Raw genomic sequence first — 21,273 nt, forward strand, 5'->3', positions numbered from 1 at the left:
CAACCGGCCCGGGGGCCGGCCCTTGCCGGCCCCAGGCGCCGGCGCCCGTCAGTGAACGTTGCGCACGACCGTCCACACCACGGCCAGCGCCAGCACCGCGTACTGCGCCCGGGGCCCGAGCACCGGCCGCCACCGCCGTCCGCGCAGGCCCTCCACCAGCCACCGCCCGCACATCCACAGCAGCACCGGCGAGGCGACGAACAGCAGGGCGTTCTCGTGGAAGGCCCGCACCGGGTCGCCGTGCAGCAGGTCGTAGGCGAGACGGGTGCCGCCGCATGCCGGGCACAGCAGGCCGGTGGCCCAGTTGAAGGGGCAGCGCGGCAGCCAGTGGCCGCTCTGGTGCGGGTCGGTGTTGTAGAGGTAGGCCGAGGCCGCGATCGCCGCCGCGAGGGCGCCGAGCGGCGGGGTGGCCGGGTGATGCCGCCAGCCGCCCGGCCGGCGCACCGTCGAGGGTGCGCCGGCCGGGGCGTGCCGCAGATGGTCAGCCACGCAGGACACGGCCCTGGGCGTCGGTCTGGTTGTTGCCGGCGAGCAGCATGATGCCGTCGATCAGCGCCCAGACCCCGCAGCCGCCGCAGGTGAAGAGCTGGCCGAGGGCTATGCCGGTGTGGCCGGTGTAGAAGCGGCCGACGCCGAAGCCGCCGAGCAGCAGCTGCAGCACACCCGCCGTGACCTTCGACTTCTCGGAGTAGGGGCGGCCGTAGGGGTCGACGCCGAAGGGCGCGTTCGGGTCACCGGTGTAGGTGCCGGGCGGCGGCGGGTACGGACCCCCCTGCGGGTAGCCGCCGCCCTGGGGGTACCCGCCCCCCTGCGGGTAGCCGTACCCGGGCTGCTGGGCGCCGCCCTGTGGATAGCCGTAGCCCGGCTGCTGCTGGCCGTACGGATTCTGGCCATAAGGATTCTGATCGGACAAGGCCGTCCCCCTGCGCTGGAAGTGCGTATGCGGTCTGTTCTGGCCGACATCCTTGCAGTCACCGGCGGTCCCTGTCCCGCCCGGGTTGCGGGGTCCTGTCCCGGGGAATCGCCGCAGGCCGCCGCGGACGCGCGAGGGGTGTGTGGCCGGGGCGGGCGGGCCGGCCGCCGGCGCGCGGAGGGCACGTCCCCGGCCCGTCGGCCGAACCGCTTCCGCGACCCCGGCACGCCCCCCGGCGCACTACCGCAAAGGCGCCGGGCATGGCCGTGGCACCGCCATTTCCGGGCACGATGGCCCGAGGCGACGTAGCCTTTTGAGGACCCCGGCAGTGTGGATAGAACGTACATCGGGTTACCGTTCGAGTGGCGTTGCGGACTTTTCCCGTTTGACACGGGGCCAGGAGGTACGGTCACACTCCGCAGCGACACCCCTTCAACCCGGAGAGAAGAGCGAAGTTGTCCCCGACCCGCGAGACCGCACCAGGCGGCCGCCGACTCGTCATCGTCGAGTCGCCTGCCAAGGCGAAGACGATCAAGGGCTACCTCGGCCCGGGATACGTCGTCGAGGCCAGCGTCGGGCACATCCGCGACCTCCCCAACGGGGCCGCCGAAGTGCCGGCCGAGTACAAGGGCCAGCCGTGGGCGCGCCTCGGCGTCAATGTGGACAGCGATTTCCAGCCGATCTACGTCGTCAACGCCGACAAGAAGGCACAGGTCAAGAAGCTCAAGGATCTTCTGAAGGAATCCGACGAACTCTTCCTCGCCACCGATGAGGACCGCGAGGGCGAGGCCATCGCCTGGCATTTGCAGGAAATCCTGAAGCCGAAGGTGCCGGTGCACCGGATGGTCTTCCACGAGATCACCAAGGACGCCATCCAGGCCGCCGTGCGCAATCCGCGCGAGCTGAACAAGCGCCTGGTCGACGCCCAGGAGACGCGCCGCATCGTCGACCGTCTCTACGGCTACGAGGTCTCGCCGGTCCTGTGGAAGAAGGTCATGCCGCGGCTGTCGGCCGGCCGCGTGCAGTCCGTCGCCACCCGGCTCGTCGTCGAGCGCGAACGCGAGCGCATCGCGTTCCGCTCCGCCGAGTACTGGGACCTGCTGGGCACCTTCAGCACCGGCCGCGCAGGGGACGCCTCCGACCCGTCGTCGCTCACCGCCCGGCTGATCGCCGTGGACGGCCGCCGCGTCGCCCAGGGCCGTGACTTCGACGCCTCCACCGGGCAGCTCAAGGCCGGCGCCAACGTGCTGCAGCTCGACGAGTCCGCCGCCCGCGCGCTGGCCGCGGCCCTCGCCGACACGCAGTTCTCCGTCCGCAGCGTCGAGTCCAAGCCGTACCGCCGCTCGCCGTACGCGCCGTTCCGCACGACCACCCTCCAGCAGGAGGCGTCGCGCAAGCTCGGTTTCGGGGCGAAGGCCACCATGCAGGTCGCGCAGAAGCTGTACGAGAACGGCTTCATCACCTACATGCGTACCGACTCCACGACGCTCTCCGAGACGGCGATCACCGCCGCCCGCGCCCAGGTCACGCAGCTCTACGGGGCCGAGTACCTGCCGGAGAAGCCGCGCGTGTACGCCGGGAAGGTGAAGAACGCGCAGGAGGCGCACGAGGCGATCCGCCCCTCCGGCGACCGCTTCCGCACCCCCGCCGAGACCGGTCTGACCGGCGACCAGTTCCGCCTCTACGAGCTCATCTGGATGCGCACCGTCGCCTCCCAGATGAAGGACGCCGTCGGGCAGTCGGTGACCGTCAAGGTCGGCGGCCGCTCCGCGGACGGCCGCGACGCCGAGTTCTCCGCCTCCGGCAAGATCATCACCTTCCACGGCTTCCTCAAGGCCTACGTCGAGGGCGCCGACGACCCCAACGCCGAGCTCGACGACCGTGAGCGCCGGCTGCCGCAGGTCTCCGAGGGCGACCCGCTGACCGCCACCGGGATCAGCGCCGACGGCCACAGCACCAAGCCGCCCGCCCGCTACACCGAGGCGTCGCTGGTCAAGGAGCTGGAGGAGCGGGAGATCGGCCGCCCGTCGACGTACGCGACGATCCTGGGCACGATCCTCGACCGCGGCTACGTCTTCAAGAAGGGCACCGCGCTCGTCCCGACGTTCCTGTCGTTCGCGGTCGTCAACCTCCTGGAGAAGCACTTCGGCCGCCTGGTCGACTACGACTTCACCGCCTCGATGGAGGACGACCTCGACCGCATCGCCCGCGGCGAGGCCCAGTCCGTGCCGTGGCTGCGCCGCTTCTACTTCGGCTCCGACGAGGGCGAGACCGACGCGGTGCCGTCCGCGGCAAGCGCGGGCAACGGCGACGGCGACCACCTGGGCGGGCTCAAGGAACTCGTCGAGGACCTCGGCGCGATCGACGCCCGCGAGATCTCCTCCTTCCCTGTCGGCGAGGGCATCGTGCTGCGCGTCGGACGCTACGGCCCGTACGTGGAGACCGGCGAGCGCGGCGAGGAGGACCACCGCCGCGCGGACGTCCCCGACGACCTGCCGCCGGACGAGATGTCGGTCGAGTACGCGCAGGAACTCTTCGCCAAGCCCAGCGGCGACTTCGAGCTCGGCAACGACCCGGAGACCGGCCGGCCGATCATCGCCAAGGACGGCCGCTACGGGCCGTACGTCACCGAGGTGCTGCCCGAGGACACCCCGAAGACCGGCAAGAACGCGGTCAAGCCGCGGACGGCCTCGCTCTTCAAGTCGATGTCCCTGGACACCGTCACTCTGGCGGACGCGCTCCGGCTGATGTCGCTCCCGCGGGTCGTCGGTACCGACGCCGAGGGCGTCGAGATCACCGCGCAGAACGGCCGCTACGGCCCGTACCTGAAGAAGGGCACCGACTCGCGCTCGCTGGAGAGCGAGGACCAGCTCTTCACCATCACCCTCGAGCAGGCGCTGGCCGTCTACGCCCAGCCGAAGGTGCGCGGGCGGGCCGCGGCCAAGCCGCCGCTCAAGGAGCTCGGCACCGACCCGGTCAGCGAGCGTCCCGTCGTCGTCAAGGACGGCCGCTTCGGCCCGTACGTCACCGACGGCGAGACCAATGCGACGCTGCGCCGTGACGACGACGTGGAGACGATCACGCCCGAGCGCGGCTACGAACTCCTCGCCGAGAAGCGCGCCAAGGGCCCGGTGAAGAAGGCCGCGAAGAAGGCCCCGGCCAAGAAGACCGCGGCGAAGAAGACGGCGGCCAAGAAGACCGCCGCGAAGAAGACGGCGGCCAAGAAGACCGCCGCCAAGAAGGCGCCGGCGACGAAGGCCACCGCCGCCAAGAAGGCCTCGCCGTCCGACTGACGGCGCCGGCCGGCGGGCCCCCCGCACACAGTGCCGCGACGAGGTGCGCGGGGGGATGAGTGGGCGCGGCGGAGGCGGATAGGCTGTCAGGATGACGCGATCCGAGCAGCCGGCGCACCCCGCGGACGCACCCGACACGTTCGCCACCGACCTCGCGGCGGACTCACGTGAACGAGCAGTGGGGGCTCTGCTGAAGATCCCGGCACTGCGCAGGCTGTGGAGTGCCCAGATCACCGGAGCGGTCGCCGACCGCCTCGGCATGCTGGTGCTGCTCCTGCTCACCGTCCAGGCCGTCGCGAGCTCGCACGCCTTCCAGGGCGGGTACCGGGGCGCGGCGTTCGCCGCCTCCGCGGTGTTCGCGGCCCGCATGGTCGCCACCCTGCTCTTCGGCGCCGTGCTGCTGGGCCCGCTGTCCGCGCTCACCGCCGAGGGCGGCCCGCTCGACCGCCGCTGGACGATGATCGGCGCCGACGCCGTGCGTCTCGCGCTGTTCATCATCGCCCCGCTGTGGATCACCTGGGTGCCGGACTCGGCGCACATCTGGCTGCTCGTCACCGCGTTCGTCACCGGAGCGGCCGATCGCCTGTGGGCGGTCGCCAAGGACGGCGCGGCGCCGGTGCTGCTGCCGCCGTCCGGCGACACCTCGGTCCGCCCCGGACCCGACCGCCTCGCCACGCTGCACCGGCTCGACCTGCGCACCAGCTTCGTCGCGCTGCCGCTGGCCGCCGCGGTGCTCGTCGTCGTGACGATGATCAACACGCTGATCGCGCTCGGCGCGGACTGGTTCCACCTGCACCAGGTGGCGCTGTCCTCGTACGTCGCCGCCGGCCTGTTCTCGTCGTCGATCGCGATCCTCTACCTGCTGGAACTGCCGTCCGGCACGACCGCCCGGCCGCGCTCCCCACTGGAGGGGCTGCGGCTGCCCAAGGGACCGGCGGGCGCCGAGCGCGGCAGGACCGGCACGCTGCCGCTCCTGGTCCTCGCCACCTCCGCTGTGGCCGGCGCGATCGGCGCCGCCGTCGCACTGGCGGTGCTGCGCGCCGGCGGCCTCGGCTTCGGCCCGGTGGGCTTCGGTCTGCTCGTGCTGGCCCTGACCGCGGGCACGGTCATCGGCATCCGGGTCGCCCCCCGGACCCTGCCGGCGCTGTCCCGGCGCCGGCTGCTGGCCCTGGCCATCGGCGTCACCGGCATCGCCCTGCTGCTCACCGGCATCGTCGCCGACCAGACGACGGTGCTGCTGCTCGCCCTGCTGGCCGGCGTCAGCGCGGGCCTCAGCGCCAACACCGGCCACGTGCTCGTCGAGCAGGAGGCCGAGGAGCCGCGCCGCGCCCGCACGGTCGAGCACCTGCAGGCCGTCGCCCGCGCGGTCGTCGCCGTCGGCGCGATCGTCGCCCCGCTGGTCGCCGCCGCGATCGGCCCGCACCGCATCCACCACGGGCACTTCACCTTCGACCACGAGGGCGCCGCGTACACGCTGATCCTCGTCGGCGCGCTGCTGCTGCCTGTCGCCGCGCTCGTTCTGGGCAAGACCGACGACCGCACCGGCGTCCCGCTGCGCCGCGACCTGCGGGAGGCGCTGCGCGGCGCCGAGCCGGCCGCCGCGCCCGCGGACACCGGCTTCTTCATCGCGCTGGAGGGCGGCGACGGCGCGGGCAAGTCCACCCAGGTCGAGGCGCTCGCCGAGTGGATCCGCGCCAAGGGGCACGAGGTCGTCGTCACCCGTGAGCCCGGCGCCACCGCCGTCGGCAAGCGGCTGCGGTCGATCCTGCTCGACGTCTCCGCCGCCGGCATCTCGCACCGCGCCGAGGCCCTGCTCTACGCCGCCGACCGCGCGGAACACGTCGACACCGTGGTGCGGCCCGCCCTGGCGCGCGGCGCGGTCGTCATCTCCGACCGCTACATCGACTCCTCGGTCGCCTACCAGGGCGCGGGCCGCGACCTGGCCCCGACCGAGATCGCCCGCATCTCCCGGTGGGCCACCGACGGGCTCGTCCCGCACCTGACCGTCCTGCTGGACGTCTCGCCGGAGACCGCGCGGGAACGCTTCACCGAGGCGCCCGACCGGCTGGAGTCCGAGCCGGCCGAGTTCCACCAGCGCGTCCGCGCCGGGTTCCTGACCCTGGCCGCCGCCGACCCGGCCCGCTATCTCGTCGTCGACGCCGGGCAGGCCCCGGAGGACGTCACCACCGTCGTACGGCACCGGCTCGACCAGCTCCTGCCGCTGTCGGAGAAGGAGATCGAGGCCCGCGCCGAGGCCGAGCGAAAGGCAGCGGAGGAGGCCGCCCGCCGCGCCGCCGAGGAGGCGGCCCGCAAGGCGGAGGAAGAGCGGCTGGAGCGCGAGCGCCAGGCGCAGCTGGAGAAGCTGCGGCGTGAGGAGGAGGAGCGCAGGCTCGCCGCCGAGGAGGCCGCGCGCCGCGAGATCGCCGAGCGCAAGGCCGCCCAGGAGGCCGAGGCGGCACGCCTGCGCGCCGAGGAGGAGGCCCGCGTCGAGGCGGAGGCCGCCGCCAAGCGCGCGGCCGAGGAGGCCGCCCACGCCGCCGAGCAGGAACGGCTGCGCCGCCTCGCCGATGAGCAGGCGCGGCTGCGCGCGGAGGCCGACGAGCGGCGGGCCGAGAAGCAGCGGAAGGCGGAGGAGGCGCTGCTGCGGGCCGAGGCCGCGCGGGCGGCGGCCGCCGCCGCCGCGGAGCATGCTGCCGCGGAGGAGTCGGACACCGCGGAGACGCAGGTGCTGCCCCAGGTGCCGTCGGAGGGTGCGGCGGCCGCGGAGTCCGCGGACGCGGTGGAGGACGCGGGGGACGCCGGGGGCTCGGACCAGGGCGGGCGAGACTCCGGGGGCGGTTCTGATGACGGCGGTGCCGGTGGGTCCGGAGACTCGGGCCATTCCGGCGACTCCGCGGGCGGGCGCGGCATAGAGGACACCACGGTGCTGACGCCGGTGTCCCGGCAGGCTGAGCGGGCGGACGAGGCCGCGGGTTCGTCGGAGAACACGACGGTCATGACGCCGGTGCCGGCGGCCGAGCCCCGCGCGCAGGCCGAGGAGGGTGCGGACGCGGACGCGGGCCTGCGCTCGGAGCCGGACCCGTCCGAGACGACGACGGTGCTGCCGCCGGTGGTCTCGCGTGACGACGACGAGACGGCCATGCTGCCGCCCGTGCCGGGGACGGCGCGCGACGCGGACCCCGCTGACCGTGTGCCGCCGTGGATGTTCCGGCCCGAGACGTCGGACAACGAGCGGACGCGGGAGCTGCCGTCCGTGCAGTCCGGTTCGGCGGGGGGCGAGAGGTCCGGCGGGACGGCTGAGCCCGGGCGGCGGCCGCGGCCGGCCTGGGCCGAGGAGACGCCGCTGGACGACTTGCCGTCGCTGGCGGACGAGTTGCTGGGGCGGAACGATGAGGGGGAGCCTCCGGCTCGGGGGTCCCGGAAGTAGGGGGCGCCTTCCGCGGCGTGCGGGGCCCTCATGGTGGGCCTTCGCCCGTGTATGGGGTGCCTCGCCGTCGACGGGTACACGTCCGTGCGGGGTTTCCGCGCCTGCGGCGCGGTGTGTGCCCACCCGCACCACCCGTGCAGATTGGTTGTCGGCTCTCCGTCCCCCTGCGGGGGTGCCTCGCCGTCGGCGGCTGCGCGTCCGCGCGGGGTCCTGCGCCTTGCGGGCGCGGGCATCGCCTGTGTTTCCCCTGCAGGGATGATCCGCCGTCGGCGGCTGCGGGTGCCTGCGGCGCGCATCGGCCGTGCTCCCACTCCGCGGGTGCCGCGCTGTCTGGCCGTGGGGATGTCATCGCTTTCGCCGCGGCCCCCCTTCTGTGCCTGGTCCATGGCGCTTGCGGGTGGGGGTGGGCGGACCGGGAGAATAGGGGCGTGCGGCGGTATGGGGTGTTGGGGGTCACGGAGGTGTGGGACGGCCACGCCTCCGTCGCGTTGGGTGGCGGGCGGCTGCGCGCGCTGCTCACCGTGCTGGCCATGAACGCCGGGCGGGCGGTGAGCCCGGAGCGCCTCATCGACGACGTGTGGGCGGACGATCCGCCCGCCGACGCGCCGGGCGCCCTGCAAGCCCTCGTCGCCCGGTTGCGGCGCGTCCTCGGCCGGGAGGCCGTGCTCTCGGAACCCGGCGGCTACCGTCTCGACGCCGCACCCGAGGCCGTCGACCTGTTCGCGTTCGAGGCGGCCCTGCGGGAGGGCGAGCGGGCTCTCGGCGACGGGGACCCGGAGGGAGCCGCGGAGATCCTGGGCCGGGCGCTGGAGATGTGGCGCGGCCCCGCGTTCGCCGACCTGCCGGACCGCGTGGCGGCCGCCGCCCGGCCCGAGGCCCTGCGGCTGACCGCGCGGCGGTTGCGTATCGAGGCGGACCTCGCGGGCGGCCGGGCCGCCCAGGCGCTGCCCGCGCTGAGGGAGGCGGTGGAGGACCACCCACTGGACGAGGCGTTCCATGTCCAGCTCATCCGCGCGCTGCGTGCCGAGGGCCGCACCGCCGACGCCCTGGTGGCGTTCGACAGCGCCAGGACCGTGCTCGCTGATACCCTCGGCGCCGACCCGGGCCCCGAACTACGCGCTCTGCACGCCGAGTTGCTGCGTCAGGACACCCCGCCCCGGCCCGAGGCGCAGCCGCAGCCGCAGCCGCAGCCGCCTCAGCCACGGCCCCGCACCCGCGGCAACCTGCGGGCCCGCCTCACCAGCTTCGTCGGCCGGGAGACCGAACTACGGGACATCGCGGCGGATTTGACCGCCGCGCGGCTCATCACCCTGACCGGGCCCGGCGGTTCGGGCAAGACCCGGCTGGCGCAGGAGGCGGCGGACCGCGGGGAGTACCCGGACGGCGTCTGGCTGGCCGAGCTGGCTCCGCTCGACGACCCCGCGGGCGTACCGCACGCCGTGCTGAGCGCCCTCGGGCGGCGCGACACCCACCTGCTCACGGCGGCCCGGGACCGGCCCGCCGAGGCGCACAGCGAGGACCCGCTGGAGCGGCTGCTGGAGCACTGCGTGCACCGCCGCCTGCTGCTGGTGCTGGACAACTGCGAGCACGTCGTCGGCGCGGCCGCCGCCCTGACCGCCGAACTGCTGGCCGTCTGCACGGGGGTGACCGTGCTGGCGACCAGCCGGGAACCGCTGGGGGTGCCGGGCGAGGTGGTCCGGCCGGTGGAGCCGCTGCCGCCGGAACCGGCCTACCGGCTGTTCGCCGAGCGGGCGGCGACCGTCCGGCCGGGCGGCGCGGCGTACGACACCGTGGAGGACGCGGACGCGGTGCGTGAGATCTGCCGGCGGCTGGACGGTCTGCCGCTGGCCATCGAGCTGGCCGCGGCCCGGCTGCGTGCCCTGTCGCCGCGGCAGATCGCGGACCGCCTGGACGACCGCTTCCGGCTGCTGACCGGCGGCAGCCGGACGGTGCTGCCGCGCCAGCAGACGCTGCGCGCGGTCGTGGACTGGAGCTGGGACCTGCTGGAGGAGCCGGAGCGGGCGTCGCTGCGGGCGCTGAGCGTCTTCGCGGGCGGCTGCACGCTCGCGGCGGCCGAGGCGGTGTGCGGGCCCGACGCGCTGGTGACCGTCGCGCACCTCGTGGACAAGTCGCTGGTGCTGGCCGACCACGGCCGCGCTGGCGGCACCCGCTACCGGCTGCTGGAGACGATCCACGAGTACGCGGCGGAGCGCCTGGCGGAGGTGCCGGACGAGGCCGCGGCGGCGGTGGCCCGGCACACCGGGTACTTCCGGGGTCTGGCCGAGAGCACCGACCCGAAGCTGCGCGGCGGCGACCAGTTGCACTGGCTGGAGGTGCTGGAGACCGAGCTGGACAACGTCCGCGCGGCGCTGCACCGTGCCGTGACCCGGGCGGACGAGGCGGACGCGCTGGCGGTGACCGTGGCCATGGGCTGGTTCTGGTGGCTGCGCAACTACCGCGACGAGGCGGGCGACTGGCTGGACCGGGTCATCGCGCTGAGCCCCGACCCCTTGCCGGCCCCCGCCGGCCCGGACGCCGCACCCACGCCCACAGCTGACCCGGATCCCGATCCCGACTCCGATCCCGACCCGCTGTACTGGCCCCGCATGAACGCCCGCATGCTCGACTTCTTCGTCAAGAGCGACCGTGCGTCCGAGGAGCAGTGGTACGCGCCGGAGGCCAAGGACGCCGCGTTCGCGCTGATGAACGCCTACCGCCAGGGCGGCCCGGAGGCCGCGCGCTTCCCCGGGATGCTGTGGCCGTTCGCGGCGTACCTGTTCGGGCGGCCCGAGGAGGTGCGCGCGCACACGGACGAGGTGGTCGACAACTGCCGCCGTCACGGCGGGGCCTGGGAGCAGGCGGCGGCGCTGATGTTCCGGACCCACATCACCGTCGACTCGCCCGGCGGCCTGCCGGCCGCGGAGACCGACCTGACGGAGATGCGGCAGGTGTGCGCGGGCCTCGACGACCGCTGGATCCGCGCCCAGTTGCACGGAGTCAGCGCGGAGATCGCCACGCTGCGGTGCGACTTCGCCCAGGCGCGGGCCGACTTCGAGGCGGCGCTGCGGCTCGGCACGGAACTGGGCGCGCTGAGCGAGGCGCCGTTCCTGCTGGGGCGGCTGGCCGAGCTGGAGCACCGGGCGGGCGACGACGAGGCGGCCCGCAAGCTGTGCGCGCACGCCGAGGAGGAGGCCGAGCGGTACGCCGTCTGGGACGCGCGCACATACATCCGCTATCTCAAGGGCGTCCTCATGCTGGGCCAGGGCGACGTGGCCGGGGCCCGGGCGATGGCGGACCTCGTCGAGGGGCACGCGGCGGACGGCACACCGCCGCCCAGCTTCCATGTGCTGGTGCTCGCGCTGCGGGCGCGGGTCGCCGCGGCCGAGGGAGACCTGGAGGGCGCGCTGACGGGCCTGGAGGACGCGGCGCGGCGCGCGGTCGAGGTGGGCTGCACCGACCCGGTGGTCGCCGAGCAGCTGGACGCGGCGGCGTCCGTGCTCGGCGCGGCGGGCCGGGCGGCGGAGGCGGCCGGGCTGTCGGCGGCGGCCGAGACGCTGCGGGGGCCGCTCCCGAGGACCGTGCCCGAGCAGCAGGCGCACGAGGAGCTGCAGCGCGCCGTCGCCGGGCTGCCCCCGGAGGCGCTGGCGGCGGCCCGGGCGGCGGGTGCCGGGCTGGACCGGGTCGCGGCGGTGGCCCTGCTCACGGCGGCGGCGCGGGGGGAATAGCCCGGGGCCGTTCCGGGGTTGACGTTGCTTGAGCGCTCAAGTACACAGCGTTCAGGGACGCAACGCCGTGTGACCGGAAGTGGGAGAGCCGTGAAGGTCGAAATCTATTCCGACATCGCCTGCCCGTGGTGCTACGTGGGCAAGAGCAGGTTCGAGCGGGCGCTGTCGGCGTTCCCGCAGGCGGACTCGGTCGAGGTGGTCTACCGGCCGTTCCAGCTCGACCCGGCGGCGCCGCAGCAGCCCCGCGGGCACCGCGAGGTGCTGGCGCAGAAGTACGGGCCGCAGGCGGTCGCCATGGACGAGCGCATCACCCAGCTCGGGGCGGCCGAGGGCATCACCTTCGACTTCGACACGGTGCTGGAGAACAACTCGCTGCTCGCCCACCGCCTGCTGCGGTACGCGCTCGACACCCACGGCGCCGAGACGCAGACCCGGCTCAAGGGCCGTCTGATGGCAGCGCACTTCGGCGAGGGCATGGACATCGGCGACCGCGAGCAGCTGGCCGACGCGGCAGCCGCCGTGGGCCTGGACCGGGACGCCGTCGCCGCCTTCCTGCGCTCCGACGACCTGCGGGCCGAGGTGCAGGCCGACATCGACGAGGCCCACCAGCTCGGCATCTCCGCCGTCCCGACGTTCGTCTTCGAGGGCCAGTGGGCGGTGCAGGGCGGCCAGGAGACGTCGACGTTCCTGCGGGTCCTGGAGCAGGTCGCCAAGGAGACCGCGAACGCGGGTCTCAAGACCCCGGACGCCCTCGCCGCGGACACCGCTGCCTCCGGCGCCGGCGACGCGGCCTGCGCCGACGGCGTGTGCGAGATCCCGCCGGCCGCGGCCCACTGAGCTCAGGGCCGGACGGCCCCGCTGCGCGATCGGCCCCCGACGGCCCCGGCGCAGGACCAGGCCCGGGCGGCCCCTCCCCAGGGGCCGCCCGGGCCTTCGTGTGTCATCCGCAGGTGATGACCGGGTCCGCCCAGTCCGCCAGGTTGGCCGCGTCCAGCCCGCGCGCCAGGGGATCGACCACCAGCCGCAGCGTCGAGACGCCGGCGAGTCCGACGTGCACCGGCACCGCCCGGTCCCCGGCGTGGACCGGGCCGGAGGACCATAGCCGGGCGCCGTCGCCGTAGACCGAGAACCGGACGGCGGCGCCGAAGAGCCGGGTCAGGTCGTCCACCCCGGCCCGCGCGTCGTAGGAGACGCAGGCCCGGTTGAGGTCGATGGTCACCGACGAGGGCGCGTGCACGGTGATGCCGTGCCGGTACTCCTCGCCGCCGATGCTCAGCCGCGAGCGGTCCCACAGCCAGCCCAGCGGACCGCTCCTGCGGATGACCGGCTCGTCCGCGCCGGCCCCGTGCCGGCCGACCGGCAGCAGGTCCACCGGGTACCCGACCGGGGGAGGCGGCGGAGGGCTCGACGGCGGCGTGGTGGACGTGGGCGTGGGCGTCGGCGTCGGGCTGGGTGTCGGCGGGGGCGGCGCCGGAGTGGTGGGCACGGGCGCCGGGCGCGGGGAGGCGGTGGCAGCCGGTGCGGGAGGCGGCGCCGGCGCCGCGGGCTTCGTGACGGGCGGCGGAGGGACGACCACCGGCTTCTTCGACGGCGGAGGCTCCGGCGCCGGGGACGGCGGCTCGGTCGCCACCGGGGCCGTCGAGCTCGGCAGGGCCTGTGGGGCCGGCGCGGGCGCGGGCCGGCCGTGTCCGCCGGTCAGCGCGAACGCCAGCGCGGTCGCCGCCGCCGCGACCACCACGGCCGTCGCGATCCCCGCCTTGATCGGCGCGCCCAGCCCCTCACCGGCGATCGCCGCGCCGCCGGACGCGCCCGCGCCGCCGCTCCCGGACCCCGCGGCCGCCGCGGCGGCCCCGCCCGCGGCACCCGCCGCGGCGACACCGCCGGCCACCGCCGCCCCGGCGGTCTTCGCCGCGTAGACCGCGGCGAACCAGCCGATGTAGGCGACGGGCAGCAGGCCCTTGAGCGCGGAGTTGAGGTCGGCGAGCTCCAGCGAGGCCGCGGTGCAGCGGGAGCACTCCTTCAAATGGCGGTTCAGCTCACGGTCGGCCCGCATCCGCAGTCCGCCGCGGGCGTGCGCGCCGAGCCGGTCGGCGAACCGCGCGCACTCGCCCTCGGCGGTGAGGCTGGAGCTGACATGGGCCTGCAGGTACGCCTGGCGGAGCCCTTCGCGGGCCCGGTGGGCGAGCACGGCGGTGGCGTTGGGGGTCAGCCCGAGCAGCGGCGCGACGGCGCTGGGCGACTCCTCCTCGACGGCGGTGTGCCACAGCACGGTCTGCCAGCGCTCGGGCAGGGTACGGAAGGCCCGCACGGCGAGGCTCTGTTCCGCCTCGTGCATGGCGCGCACCTCGGCGCCCAGGTCGGCGGTGCCCTCGGTTGCGGAGGCGCCGGCCGCGGTGACGGCGAACACCGCGAAGTCCTCGACGAGATGCTCGCGGCGGGCGGAGTTCCCCCAGGTGGCCGCCACCCTGCGGACGGTCGTCAGCAGGTAGGCGCGGACCGCCGACTCGGGGCCGCTGCCGCCGCGGATCGCCTGCAGGGTGCGGGCGAACACCTCGCCGGTCAGGTCCTCCGCGGTGTGCGCGTCGCGGCAGCAGGTCCTGGCGTAGCGGCGGACCGATTCTGCATGGCGGCGGTACAGCTCCTCGTAGGCGCTGTCCTGGCCGGCGCGCACCAGGTCCACCAGCTCGGCGTCGGACAGGGCGGCCGGCCGGCCGCCACCGGCGTCCTGGCCGGGCGCGGGGTGATCGTCGGGGCGACCACCGGGGCGTCCGCCGTCCACGGCGCTCCTGGGCGCGCCCGCGGGTGCGGGCACGCTCGGCGGAGTGGCGGACGGTTCGGGTCGTGCGACGGGGTCGCGTTGCCCGGGCACCCTGCGCGACGGCAGTTCCTCACCGGCTTCCTGGCCCGCGGCGCCCGCGCCGGACTCCCCGTTCGCCTCATCCACGGCGCAAGCCTGGCACACCGGAACCGGGCGCAGTCATGCTCCGCGGAACAACCACCCGTCCGTGGGGACAGCGTTCACACATCCTCCACGTTCACCCGTTCAGAGGTGCGACCGGCCGTCCCCCAGGGGCCGTCGGCCCCGCGGGGACGGCCGGTCGCGGAAGGGCCGGCGGTGCCGGTCCGCGCGGCAGGTCCCGGCTCGTGCCGAACCCCGCCGACGCGGACCGGCTCCCGCCGGCCCGCACTGCTTCCGTCAGCTCACCTCGGCCGCGGCCGTCTCACCCCCGGTGTGCTCCACGGCGTCGGCGGCCACCCGGTCGCGGTCCGCGGGACCGCCGCCGAGCCGTTCGCCGGGCCGGGAGCGCAGCCCCTCCAGCAGGATGTCCAGCAGCCGGTCGGAGGCCGCCGCCTGCTGGGCGGCGTCCGGCAGCGGAGGCGCCGCGGTCGCGATGACCAGCAGCACGTCCGCCACCGACACGTCGCCGCGCAGTTCGCCCGACTCCCGTGCCCGGTCGACCAGTTGGCCGACCACGTCGAGGAGGGCCGGAACACCGTCGGCGTCCCGTCCCGGTCCCGTCACGCCCGCCGTGAGGTGCTCCCCGGCCGCGGCCGGGGTCGTGCGGGTGCGCTGCTGCGGCACCCGGGCCGGCTCGTCCGCGCCGCCGGCCGGTCCCTGGACGCGCAGCACCTGGGGCGGCAGCAGCCGGCCCGCGCCGGAGGCCGCCGACGTGCGCAGGAAGCGGGCGAGCGCGGACCACGCCTCGTCCTCCTGGCCGAGGGCGGTACGGGCCTGCTCGGTGAGCCGGGCCGTCTCCTCCTCGGCGATCCGCCGGACCAGGACGTCCTTGCTCGGGAAGCGGCGGTAGACGGTGCCGACGCCGACCCGGGCGCGCCGGGCGACGTCCTCCATCGGCGCGCCGTAACCGAGCTCGCCGAAGACCTCGCGTGCGGCCCGCAGGACGTGTTCGAGGTTGCGCTGCGCGTCGACGCGCAGCGGAGCGGGACGGCCGGAGCCGCCGTGACCATTGGATACCGCTGTGGTTGTGCGCTGTGAGTCCTGAATGTGCATATCCCATCCCCCGGAAATCCGTAAGTCTCCCCCCGGAGACTCCCCACCCATTACGAAGATCGCTGCGCGTAACGCGCAGTACTACGAGCTACGAACATAGTTGAGGCCGCGTCAATAAAGAAGGGGGCGTTCCGTCACCCGGCGGCCTCCCGGAGGCCGCCGCGCCCGGGATCCGGGCCCGTGGCACGAGGGCCGCGAGGAGCACCCGGCGGGTGCGCGGTTTGCCCTGTGATGGGCGCACCGCGGCACCCCCACGCCGGGGAAAACCCCCAATCGGTGGCGTCCGCCCTGTGGACAAACGCCACCCGCGCATTGCGTCATGGAGCAATGACGGAGTCGGTGGCTTTGGCCAAAGGGAGCACGCCGCGCATTCTCGTGGTCGGCGGCGGCTATGTGGGCATGTACGCCGCTCTCCGGCTGCAGCGGAAGCTGAAGCGCGACGAGGCGGAGATCGTCGTCGTCGATCCGCAGCCCTACATGACCTACCAGCCCTTCCTGCCCGAGGCGGCGGCCGGCTCCATCTCCCCGCGCCACGTCGTCGTGCCGCTGCGCCGGGTGCTGCCGCAGTGCCGGATCGTGGTGGGTGAGGCGCGGGCCGTCGACCACGACCTGCGCGTCGCCACCGTCGCCACGCTCGCCACCGAGGAGGAGGGTGCCGAGGAGCTGCAGATCCCCTACGACCACCTGGTGCTGGCTCCCGGATCGGTCTCGCGCACCCTGCCGATTCCCGGCCTCGCGGAGCACGGCATCGGCTTCAAGACCGTCGAGGAGGCCATCGGGCTGCGCAACCACGTGCTGGAGCAGCTCGACATCGCCTCCTCCACCCGGGACGCCGAGGTCCGCGAGGCGGCGCTGACCTTCGTCTTCGTCGGCGGCGGCTACGCGGGCGTGGAGGCGCTCGCTGAGCTGGAGAACATGGCCCGCTACGCCGTGCGCTACTACCACAACGTCCGTGCCGAGGACATGAAGTGGGTGCTGGTCGAGGCGACCGGCCGCATCCTGCCCGAGGTGGGGGAGGAGCTGGGCAAGTACGCGGTGCGGGAGCTGCGCGGCCGGGGCATCGAGGTCCACCTGGAGACGCGCCTGGAGTCGTGCGAGCACCGCATCGCCGTCCTGTCGGACGGGTCGCGACTCCCCACCAGGACGCTGGTGTGGACGGCGGGCGTCAAGCCCGCGCCCGTGCTGGCCGCCTCTGGGCTGCCGCTGTCCGACCGGGGGCGGCTGCTCGCCGAGGCCACGCTGCGGGTCGCCGGCGTCGACGGCGCCTGGTCGGCCGGCGACGCGGCGGCCGTGCCGGACCTGACCGCGGAGAAGCCCGGCGCCGAGTGCGCCCCCAACGCCCAGCACGCCGTCCGCCAGGCCAAGGTGCTGGCGGACAACATCGTCGCGGGCCTGCGCGGGCAGCCGCTCGCCGAGTACCGGCACAGACACGTCGGCTCGGTCGCCTCGCTGGGCCTGCACGAGGGCGTGGCCTTCCTGTACGGGCGCAAGGTCAAGGGCTACCGCGCCTGGCTGATCCACCGGGCGTACCACCTGAGCCGGGTGCCGACCTTCAACCGCAAGGTGCGGGTGCTCGCCGAGTGGATCCTGGCCGGGCTCTTCAAGCGGGAGATCGTCTCGCTCGGCTCCCTGGAGCATCCGCGCGCGGAGTTCGAGGCGGCGGCCGGCGAGGGACCGCGGTCCGACACCCGCTGAGGCGGCCGCCGAAGCGGCCCGGAGGCAGCCCGGAGCCACCCCGGGAGGCGGGCCGCCGCCCCGCAGGGCCTGCGGCGATTCCCCCCGAGGGCCACGTTCGGTCACACTGGACGGGTGACCACGCGTACAGCAGCACTGGCAAACAGTGACAAATGCGAGGAATCGGACGGTTGAACCTTACGCGTTGGAGCGCCCGGCTCCCCGGAACACAGCGGCGCGGCGCCGTCCCCGCGGCCCGCGCCAAGACCGCCGACCCCGCAGCCGCACCTGCCGCCGGACGTGGCCTCCTCGGCACCGGCCGCGCCGACACCGCGCCCGCCACGGGGGCCGCCGCGTACGCAGCCGACGGGTCCGTCCAGGTCACGGGCGCGCCCCCGATCCCCGAGGTGCTCACCAGCCTCCCCGCGCTCATCGCGGTCACCCACGGCTCGGCGCACCGCGTCGGCTTCGTCAACGACGCGTACACCGACGTCTTCGGCCCTCGCAGCACCGGGGCGCCGGCCCGCGAGGCGCTGCCCGAACTCGACGAGCTCGGCCTGCTGCCGCTGATGGACCAGGTGCACCGCAGCGGCAAGCCGCGGACCGTCAAAGCCCGCAAGGTGACCCACGGCGACACCACGGCCGTCACCCGTCAGGGTTACTTCACCTTCACCTGCACGCCGGTCGACGCCGACGACCCCGACCCCGAACGCCGGGGCGTCCTGGTGTTCGCCGCCGACGTCACCGACCAGGTGCTCTCCGCCGACCGCCTCCGTGAGAGCGAGCGCCGCCTCCACGAGACGGCCGTCACCCTCCAGCGCAGCCTGCTGCCGCAGGAGCTCGAACAGCCCGACGACCTGCGGGTGGCCGCCACCTACCAGCCGGGCGGCACCGACGCGGCGGTCGGCGGCGACTGGTACGACGTCATCACCCTCGGCGCCGGGCGCACCGCGCTGGTCATCGGGGACGTCATGGGACGCGGCGTGCGGGCCGCCGCCGTCATGGGACAGCTGCGCACCGCCGTCCGCGCCTACGCCCGCCTCGACCTGCCCCCGCACGAGGTCATCCAGCTCCTGGACGGGCTCGCCTCCGAGATCGACGCCACCCAGATCGCCACCTGCGTCTACGCGGTGCACGACCCCAGCGAGGGCCGGCTGTCCTACGCCAGCGCCGGCCACCTGCCGATCGTCATCCGGGACCCCGACGGCACCGTCCGCCGCGCCGAGGAACCGACCGGACCGCCGTTGGGTACCGGGGGCTGGATCCACACCTCCGGCAGCATCCCGCTCGGCCCCGGCTGCACCGCCGTCCTCTACACCGACGGACTGATCGAACGCCGCGACCAGGACATCGACGACGGCATCACCGCGCTGACCGGCGCCCTCGCCGGGGCCACCGGATCACCGCAGGTCGTCTGCGACCGGCTGCTGCGCGCCCTCGGCGTCACCTCGGAGCACGACGACGACGTGGCCGTGCTGGTGCTGCAGTACCCCGACCGCACCGGGGACGACGCCGAACTGTTCCGCAACGCCTCGCTCGACCTGCTGGGTGGAGTCGAGGCCGCGCCGCGCGCCCGCGCCTTCGCCTCCGGGGTGCTCGCCTCCTGGCGCTTCCCCGTGGAACTCCGCGACCTCGGTGTGCTTGCGGCCAGCGAACTCGTCGCCAACTCGCTCAAGCACGGGCACCCGCCGATGCGGCTGCGCCTGCGCCGCACCGACCGGCGCCTGATCATCGAGGTCACCGACGGCGACGAGCACCTGCCGCGCCGCCGCAGGGCGGAGCCGGGCGACGAGTCCGGCCGCGGCATCTCGATCATCGCCACCATCGCGTCCGGCTGGGGCTCCCGCCGCACGCCGGGCGGCGGCAAGGCCGTCTGGTGCGAGTTCGCGCTGCCCGAGTACCCCGCGGAAACGGAGTAGCCCCGCGGTCCTCGACCACGGGGCCACGCCGTTCGGCGCGTCCCGCCAGGGGGCACGCCCACGCGTCACGCGGGCAGGGTCTCCTCGACCTGCGGCTTCGGCGCCGACCGCGCGACCACGCGGGTCGGCCGGAGCGGACTGTCCTGGGCCGGCGCCAGCCGCCGGCCCAGCCGCAGCGCGATCGCCGAGATCGCCAGCGAGCACACCACCAGCATCAGCAGGTAGGCGTCGTACGCCCCCGCCGCGGCCAGCACACCGCCGACCGCCGGGCCCAGCGCCAGTGCCAGCTGCTTGACCAGTGCGAACGCCGCGTTGTACTGCCCGACCATCCGCTCCGGAGCCAGGTCCGCCACAAGCGGCGAGACCGTCGGCGCGAGCATCGCCTCACCCAGACCGAACAGCGCGTACGTGGAGATGATCGCCGCGACGGCCGCCGCGTGGTGACCGTGCACCACGCCCGACGCCCAGGCCACGCTCCACGCGACCGTCCACACCACGCCGACCCCGGCGATCACCCGGCTGCGGCGGCGGTGCTCCACGAGCCGCAGCACCACGAACTGCGCCAGCACGATCACCGCCGTGTTCGCGGCCAGGGCGATGCCCAGCGTCGCGGGGGAGATCCGGGTGACCTCGACCGCGAACGCGGACAGGCCCGACTCGAACTGCCCGTAGCAGGCGAAGAACATCACGAAGCCGAGCACGCACAGCGCCACCATCGAACGGTCGGCCAGCAGCGTCCGCAGTCCGCCGCCCGCGGTCGGACGGTCACCGCCGGGGATCGCCTCACGCAGCTGCGGCACCCGCGGCAGCCGCACGGTGGCCACCACGGCACCGAGCACCAGGAACATCGCCGCCTCGATGGCGAACAGCCGGAGGAACGACGACGGGTGCGCGGTGTCGACCATCAGCCCGCCGAGCAGCCCGCCCACGCCGAGCCCCAGGTTGTTCAGGAAGAACTGCGTGGCGAACGCCCGCGAACGGGTGACCGTCGTCGAGCACCAGACGATCATCGTCGCCAGGGCCGGCTGCACCACCGCGACACCCGCGCCGAGCGAGGCCGCCGCGGCGATCACGCCCGGCTCGCTGCCCGACAGACCCAGACCCAGGGAGCCGGCCGCGGCCAGCAGCGTGCCCGCCACGGCGACCGGGATCGGGCCCCGGCGGTCGATGGCGCGCCCGGTGAAGGGCAGCACGACGAGCGCGGCGATGGCGAGCGTCGCCAGCACCGCGCCGGCGGTGCCCGCACCCAGGCCGCGCACCTGGGACACATAGATGAACGTGAACGGCACGGTGAAGCCGTTGCCGAACGCGCTCAGGGCGTTACCCAACTGGATCCGGCGCAGAGCTGCGCCCATCGCGGTGGTCACACTCACCTCTTTCGGGCTGGGGGAGTCCCCGGGCGGAGCCGGAGGGCTTCGGCCTGAAGACTTCAGAAGTAAAGTTCGAAGGTAAAGATTACATACGGAAGGGCTTTAGGGCAACGTCGTTCGTGGCATACTCATTCCCATGACCGCAGCCGAGGGTTCACCGGCCACACCCCAGGAGCTGGACCTCGACGCCCAGATCGCCGCCTACCAGCGCGAGTTTCCCGAGGTCGACCCTCAGGTGGAGAAGGTCGTCACCGCCCTGGGCCGGCTCAACCGCAGGATGAACGTCGCCTACGGCCGGCAACTGGTCGACCTGGGGATCAGCAACTCCGAGTGGGAGGTCCTCAAGGCGCTGGTCGTCGTGGGCCGCCCCTACCAGCTCGGTCCCGGGGACCTCGCCAAGCGTCTCGGCCTCACCCCGGCCGCCATGACCCACCGCATCGACCGCATGGTCGGCGAGGGCCTGGTCACCCGGGAGCGCGACGAGTCCAACCGCGTCCGCGTGATCGTCGAGCTCACGGACGAGGGCCGGGAGAAGTGGCTGCAGACCATGCGCCTGGCCGCCGCCTTCGAGGACGACCTCCTCCAGGACCTCACCCCGGAGGAGCGCGGCTCCCTGGGCGAGATCCTCACCCGCCTGCTGCGCCGCGTGGAGTCGACGCAGCCGGACGCCGGCGGGCGCCTCGAGGACCTTGACTGAACGAGGCGCGTCGGACGCTTCGCAACTGTTCAGCCGGTCGGGGTTGACACCGGCCGGACGGGTACGTAATGTTCTCCGGGTTGCCCGACGTGAGCGCCGACTCCGGTCGGTCCCCGGGCAGCCATCCCGCAGGAACCTTCTCGATTCGACTCGCGACTGTCGCGCTGTTGTTTCGTCGTGTGTTTTTTCGGAATGCGAGTGGTCATTCGAACCGCCCGGCCGATTTGGCCGGCGGGACGGGAG

12 protein-coding genes are annotated in these 21,273 nt (G+C 74.4%); 7 read left to right on the forward strand and 5 right to left on the reverse strand.

Annotated features, from left to right (window positions below):
* Positions 1 to 48 precede the first annotated feature (48 nt).
* Complete coding sequence (locus tag K7862_RS27760) at positions 49 to 444, reverse strand: DUF2752 domain-containing protein (RefSeq protein ID WP_222967324.1); 396 nt, start codon at positions 442 to 444, stop codon at positions 49 to 51.
* Positions 445 to 481: 37 nt separating this feature from the next.
* Entirely contained in the window at positions 482 to 913 is a 432-nt protein-coding gene (locus tag K7862_RS27765) for a TM2 domain-containing protein (RefSeq protein WP_222967303.1), read from the reverse strand.
* Positions 914 to 1,368: 455 nt separating this feature from the next.
* Here K7862_RS27765 and topA point away from each other — a divergent pair, with 455 nt between their 5' ends.
* The 4 genes from topA (at position 1,369) to K7862_RS27785 (ending at position 12,195) form a co-directional block, all read left to right on the forward strand.
* On the forward strand, positions 1,369 to 4,206 hold the full coding sequence (gene topA / locus K7862_RS27770; protein WP_222967305.1) for a type I DNA topoisomerase: 2,838 nt from the start codon (positions 1,369 to 1,371) through the stop codon (positions 4,204 to 4,206).
* 91 nt (positions 4,207 to 4,297) lie between these two features.
* Positions 4,298 to 7,633: a dTMP kinase gene (gene tmk / locus K7862_RS27775; RefSeq protein WP_222967307.1), complete on the forward strand. Its 3,336-nt coding sequence runs from the start codon at positions 4,298 to 4,300 to the stop codon at positions 7,631 to 7,633.
* Between the two features lie 428 nt (positions 7,634 to 8,061).
* Positions 8,062 to 11,358 carry an ATP-binding protein gene (locus tag K7862_RS27780; protein WP_308012223.1) on the forward strand — a complete coding sequence of 1,099 codons (3,297 nt, stop codon included), beginning with the start codon at positions 8,062 to 8,064 and terminating at the stop codon, positions 11,356 to 11,358.
* Positions 11,359 to 11,448: 90 nt separating this feature from the next.
* Positions 11,449 to 12,195 carry a DsbA family oxidoreductase gene (locus tag K7862_RS27785; RefSeq protein WP_222967309.1) on the forward strand — a complete coding sequence of 249 codons (747 nt, stop codon included), beginning with the start codon at positions 11,449 to 11,451 and terminating at the stop codon, positions 12,193 to 12,195.
* 103 nt (positions 12,196 to 12,298) lie between these two features.
* Here the strand turns inward: K7862_RS27785 and K7862_RS27790 are convergent, their stop codons facing one another.
* Both K7862_RS27790 and K7862_RS27795 read right to left on the reverse strand, forming a co-directional pair.
* Entirely contained in the window at positions 12,299 to 14,302 is a 2,004-nt protein-coding gene (locus K7862_RS27790) for a sigma-70 family RNA polymerase sigma factor (protein WP_308012224.1), read from the reverse strand.
* 252 nt (positions 14,303 to 14,554) lie between these two features.
* Positions 14,555 to 15,370 (reverse strand): TetR/AcrR family transcriptional regulator, encoded by an 816-nt coding sequence (locus K7862_RS27795; RefSeq protein WP_222967310.1) that lies wholly within the window; start codon positions 15,368 to 15,370, stop codon positions 14,555 to 14,557.
* A 327-nt stretch (positions 15,371 to 15,697) separates the two neighbouring features.
* Between K7862_RS27795 and K7862_RS27800 the strand changes: the two genes are divergently transcribed.
* Both K7862_RS27800 and K7862_RS27805 read left to right on the forward strand, forming a co-directional pair.
* A complete protein-coding gene (locus K7862_RS27800; RefSeq protein ID WP_222967311.1) occupies positions 15,698 to 17,065 on the forward strand; it encodes an NAD(P)/FAD-dependent oxidoreductase in 1,368 nt (455 codons plus the stop codon).
* 170 nt (positions 17,066 to 17,235) lie between these two features.
* A complete protein-coding gene (locus K7862_RS27805) occupies positions 17,236 to 18,963 on the forward strand; it encodes an ATP-binding SpoIIE family protein phosphatase (RefSeq protein ID WP_222967312.1) in 1,728 nt (575 codons plus the stop codon).
* A gap of 65 nt (positions 18,964 to 19,028) precedes the next feature.
* Here the strand turns inward: K7862_RS27805 and K7862_RS27810 are convergent, their stop codons facing one another.
* Positions 19,029 to 20,330: an MFS transporter gene (locus K7862_RS27810; RefSeq protein ID WP_222967313.1), complete on the reverse strand. Its 1,302-nt coding sequence runs from the start codon at positions 20,328 to 20,330 to the stop codon at positions 19,029 to 19,031.
* A 139-nt stretch (positions 20,331 to 20,469) separates the two neighbouring features.
* Here K7862_RS27810 and K7862_RS27815 point away from each other — a divergent pair, with 139 nt between their 5' ends.
* Entirely contained in the window at positions 20,470 to 21,030 is a 561-nt protein-coding gene (locus tag K7862_RS27815) for a MarR family winged helix-turn-helix transcriptional regulator (RefSeq protein ID WP_222967314.1), read from the forward strand.
* Positions 21,031 to 21,273: the final 243 nt, after the last annotated feature.

The organism is Actinacidiphila acidipaludis (assembly GCF_019890725.1).
In the GTDB taxonomy this organism is placed as follows: Bacteria; Actinomycetota; Actinomycetes; order Streptomycetales; family Streptomycetaceae; genus Actinacidiphila; species Actinacidiphila acidipaludis.

Coding starts and splice junctions, on each gene's coding strand:
- tmk (WP_222967307.1), top strand. CDS start 4,298: ATGACGCGATCCGAGCAGCCGGCGCACCCCGCGGACGCACCCGACACG.
- K7862_RS27795 (WP_222967310.1), bottom strand. CDS start 15,370: ATGCACATTCAGGACTCACAGCGCACAACCACAGCGGTATCCAATGGT.
- K7862_RS27800 (WP_222967311.1), top strand. CDS start 15,698: ATGACGGAGTCGGTGGCTTTGGCCAAAGGGAGCACGCCGCGCATTCTC.
- K7862_RS27815 (WP_222967314.1), top strand. CDS start 20,470: ATGACCGCAGCCGAGGGTTCACCGGCCACACCCCAGGAGCTGGACCTC.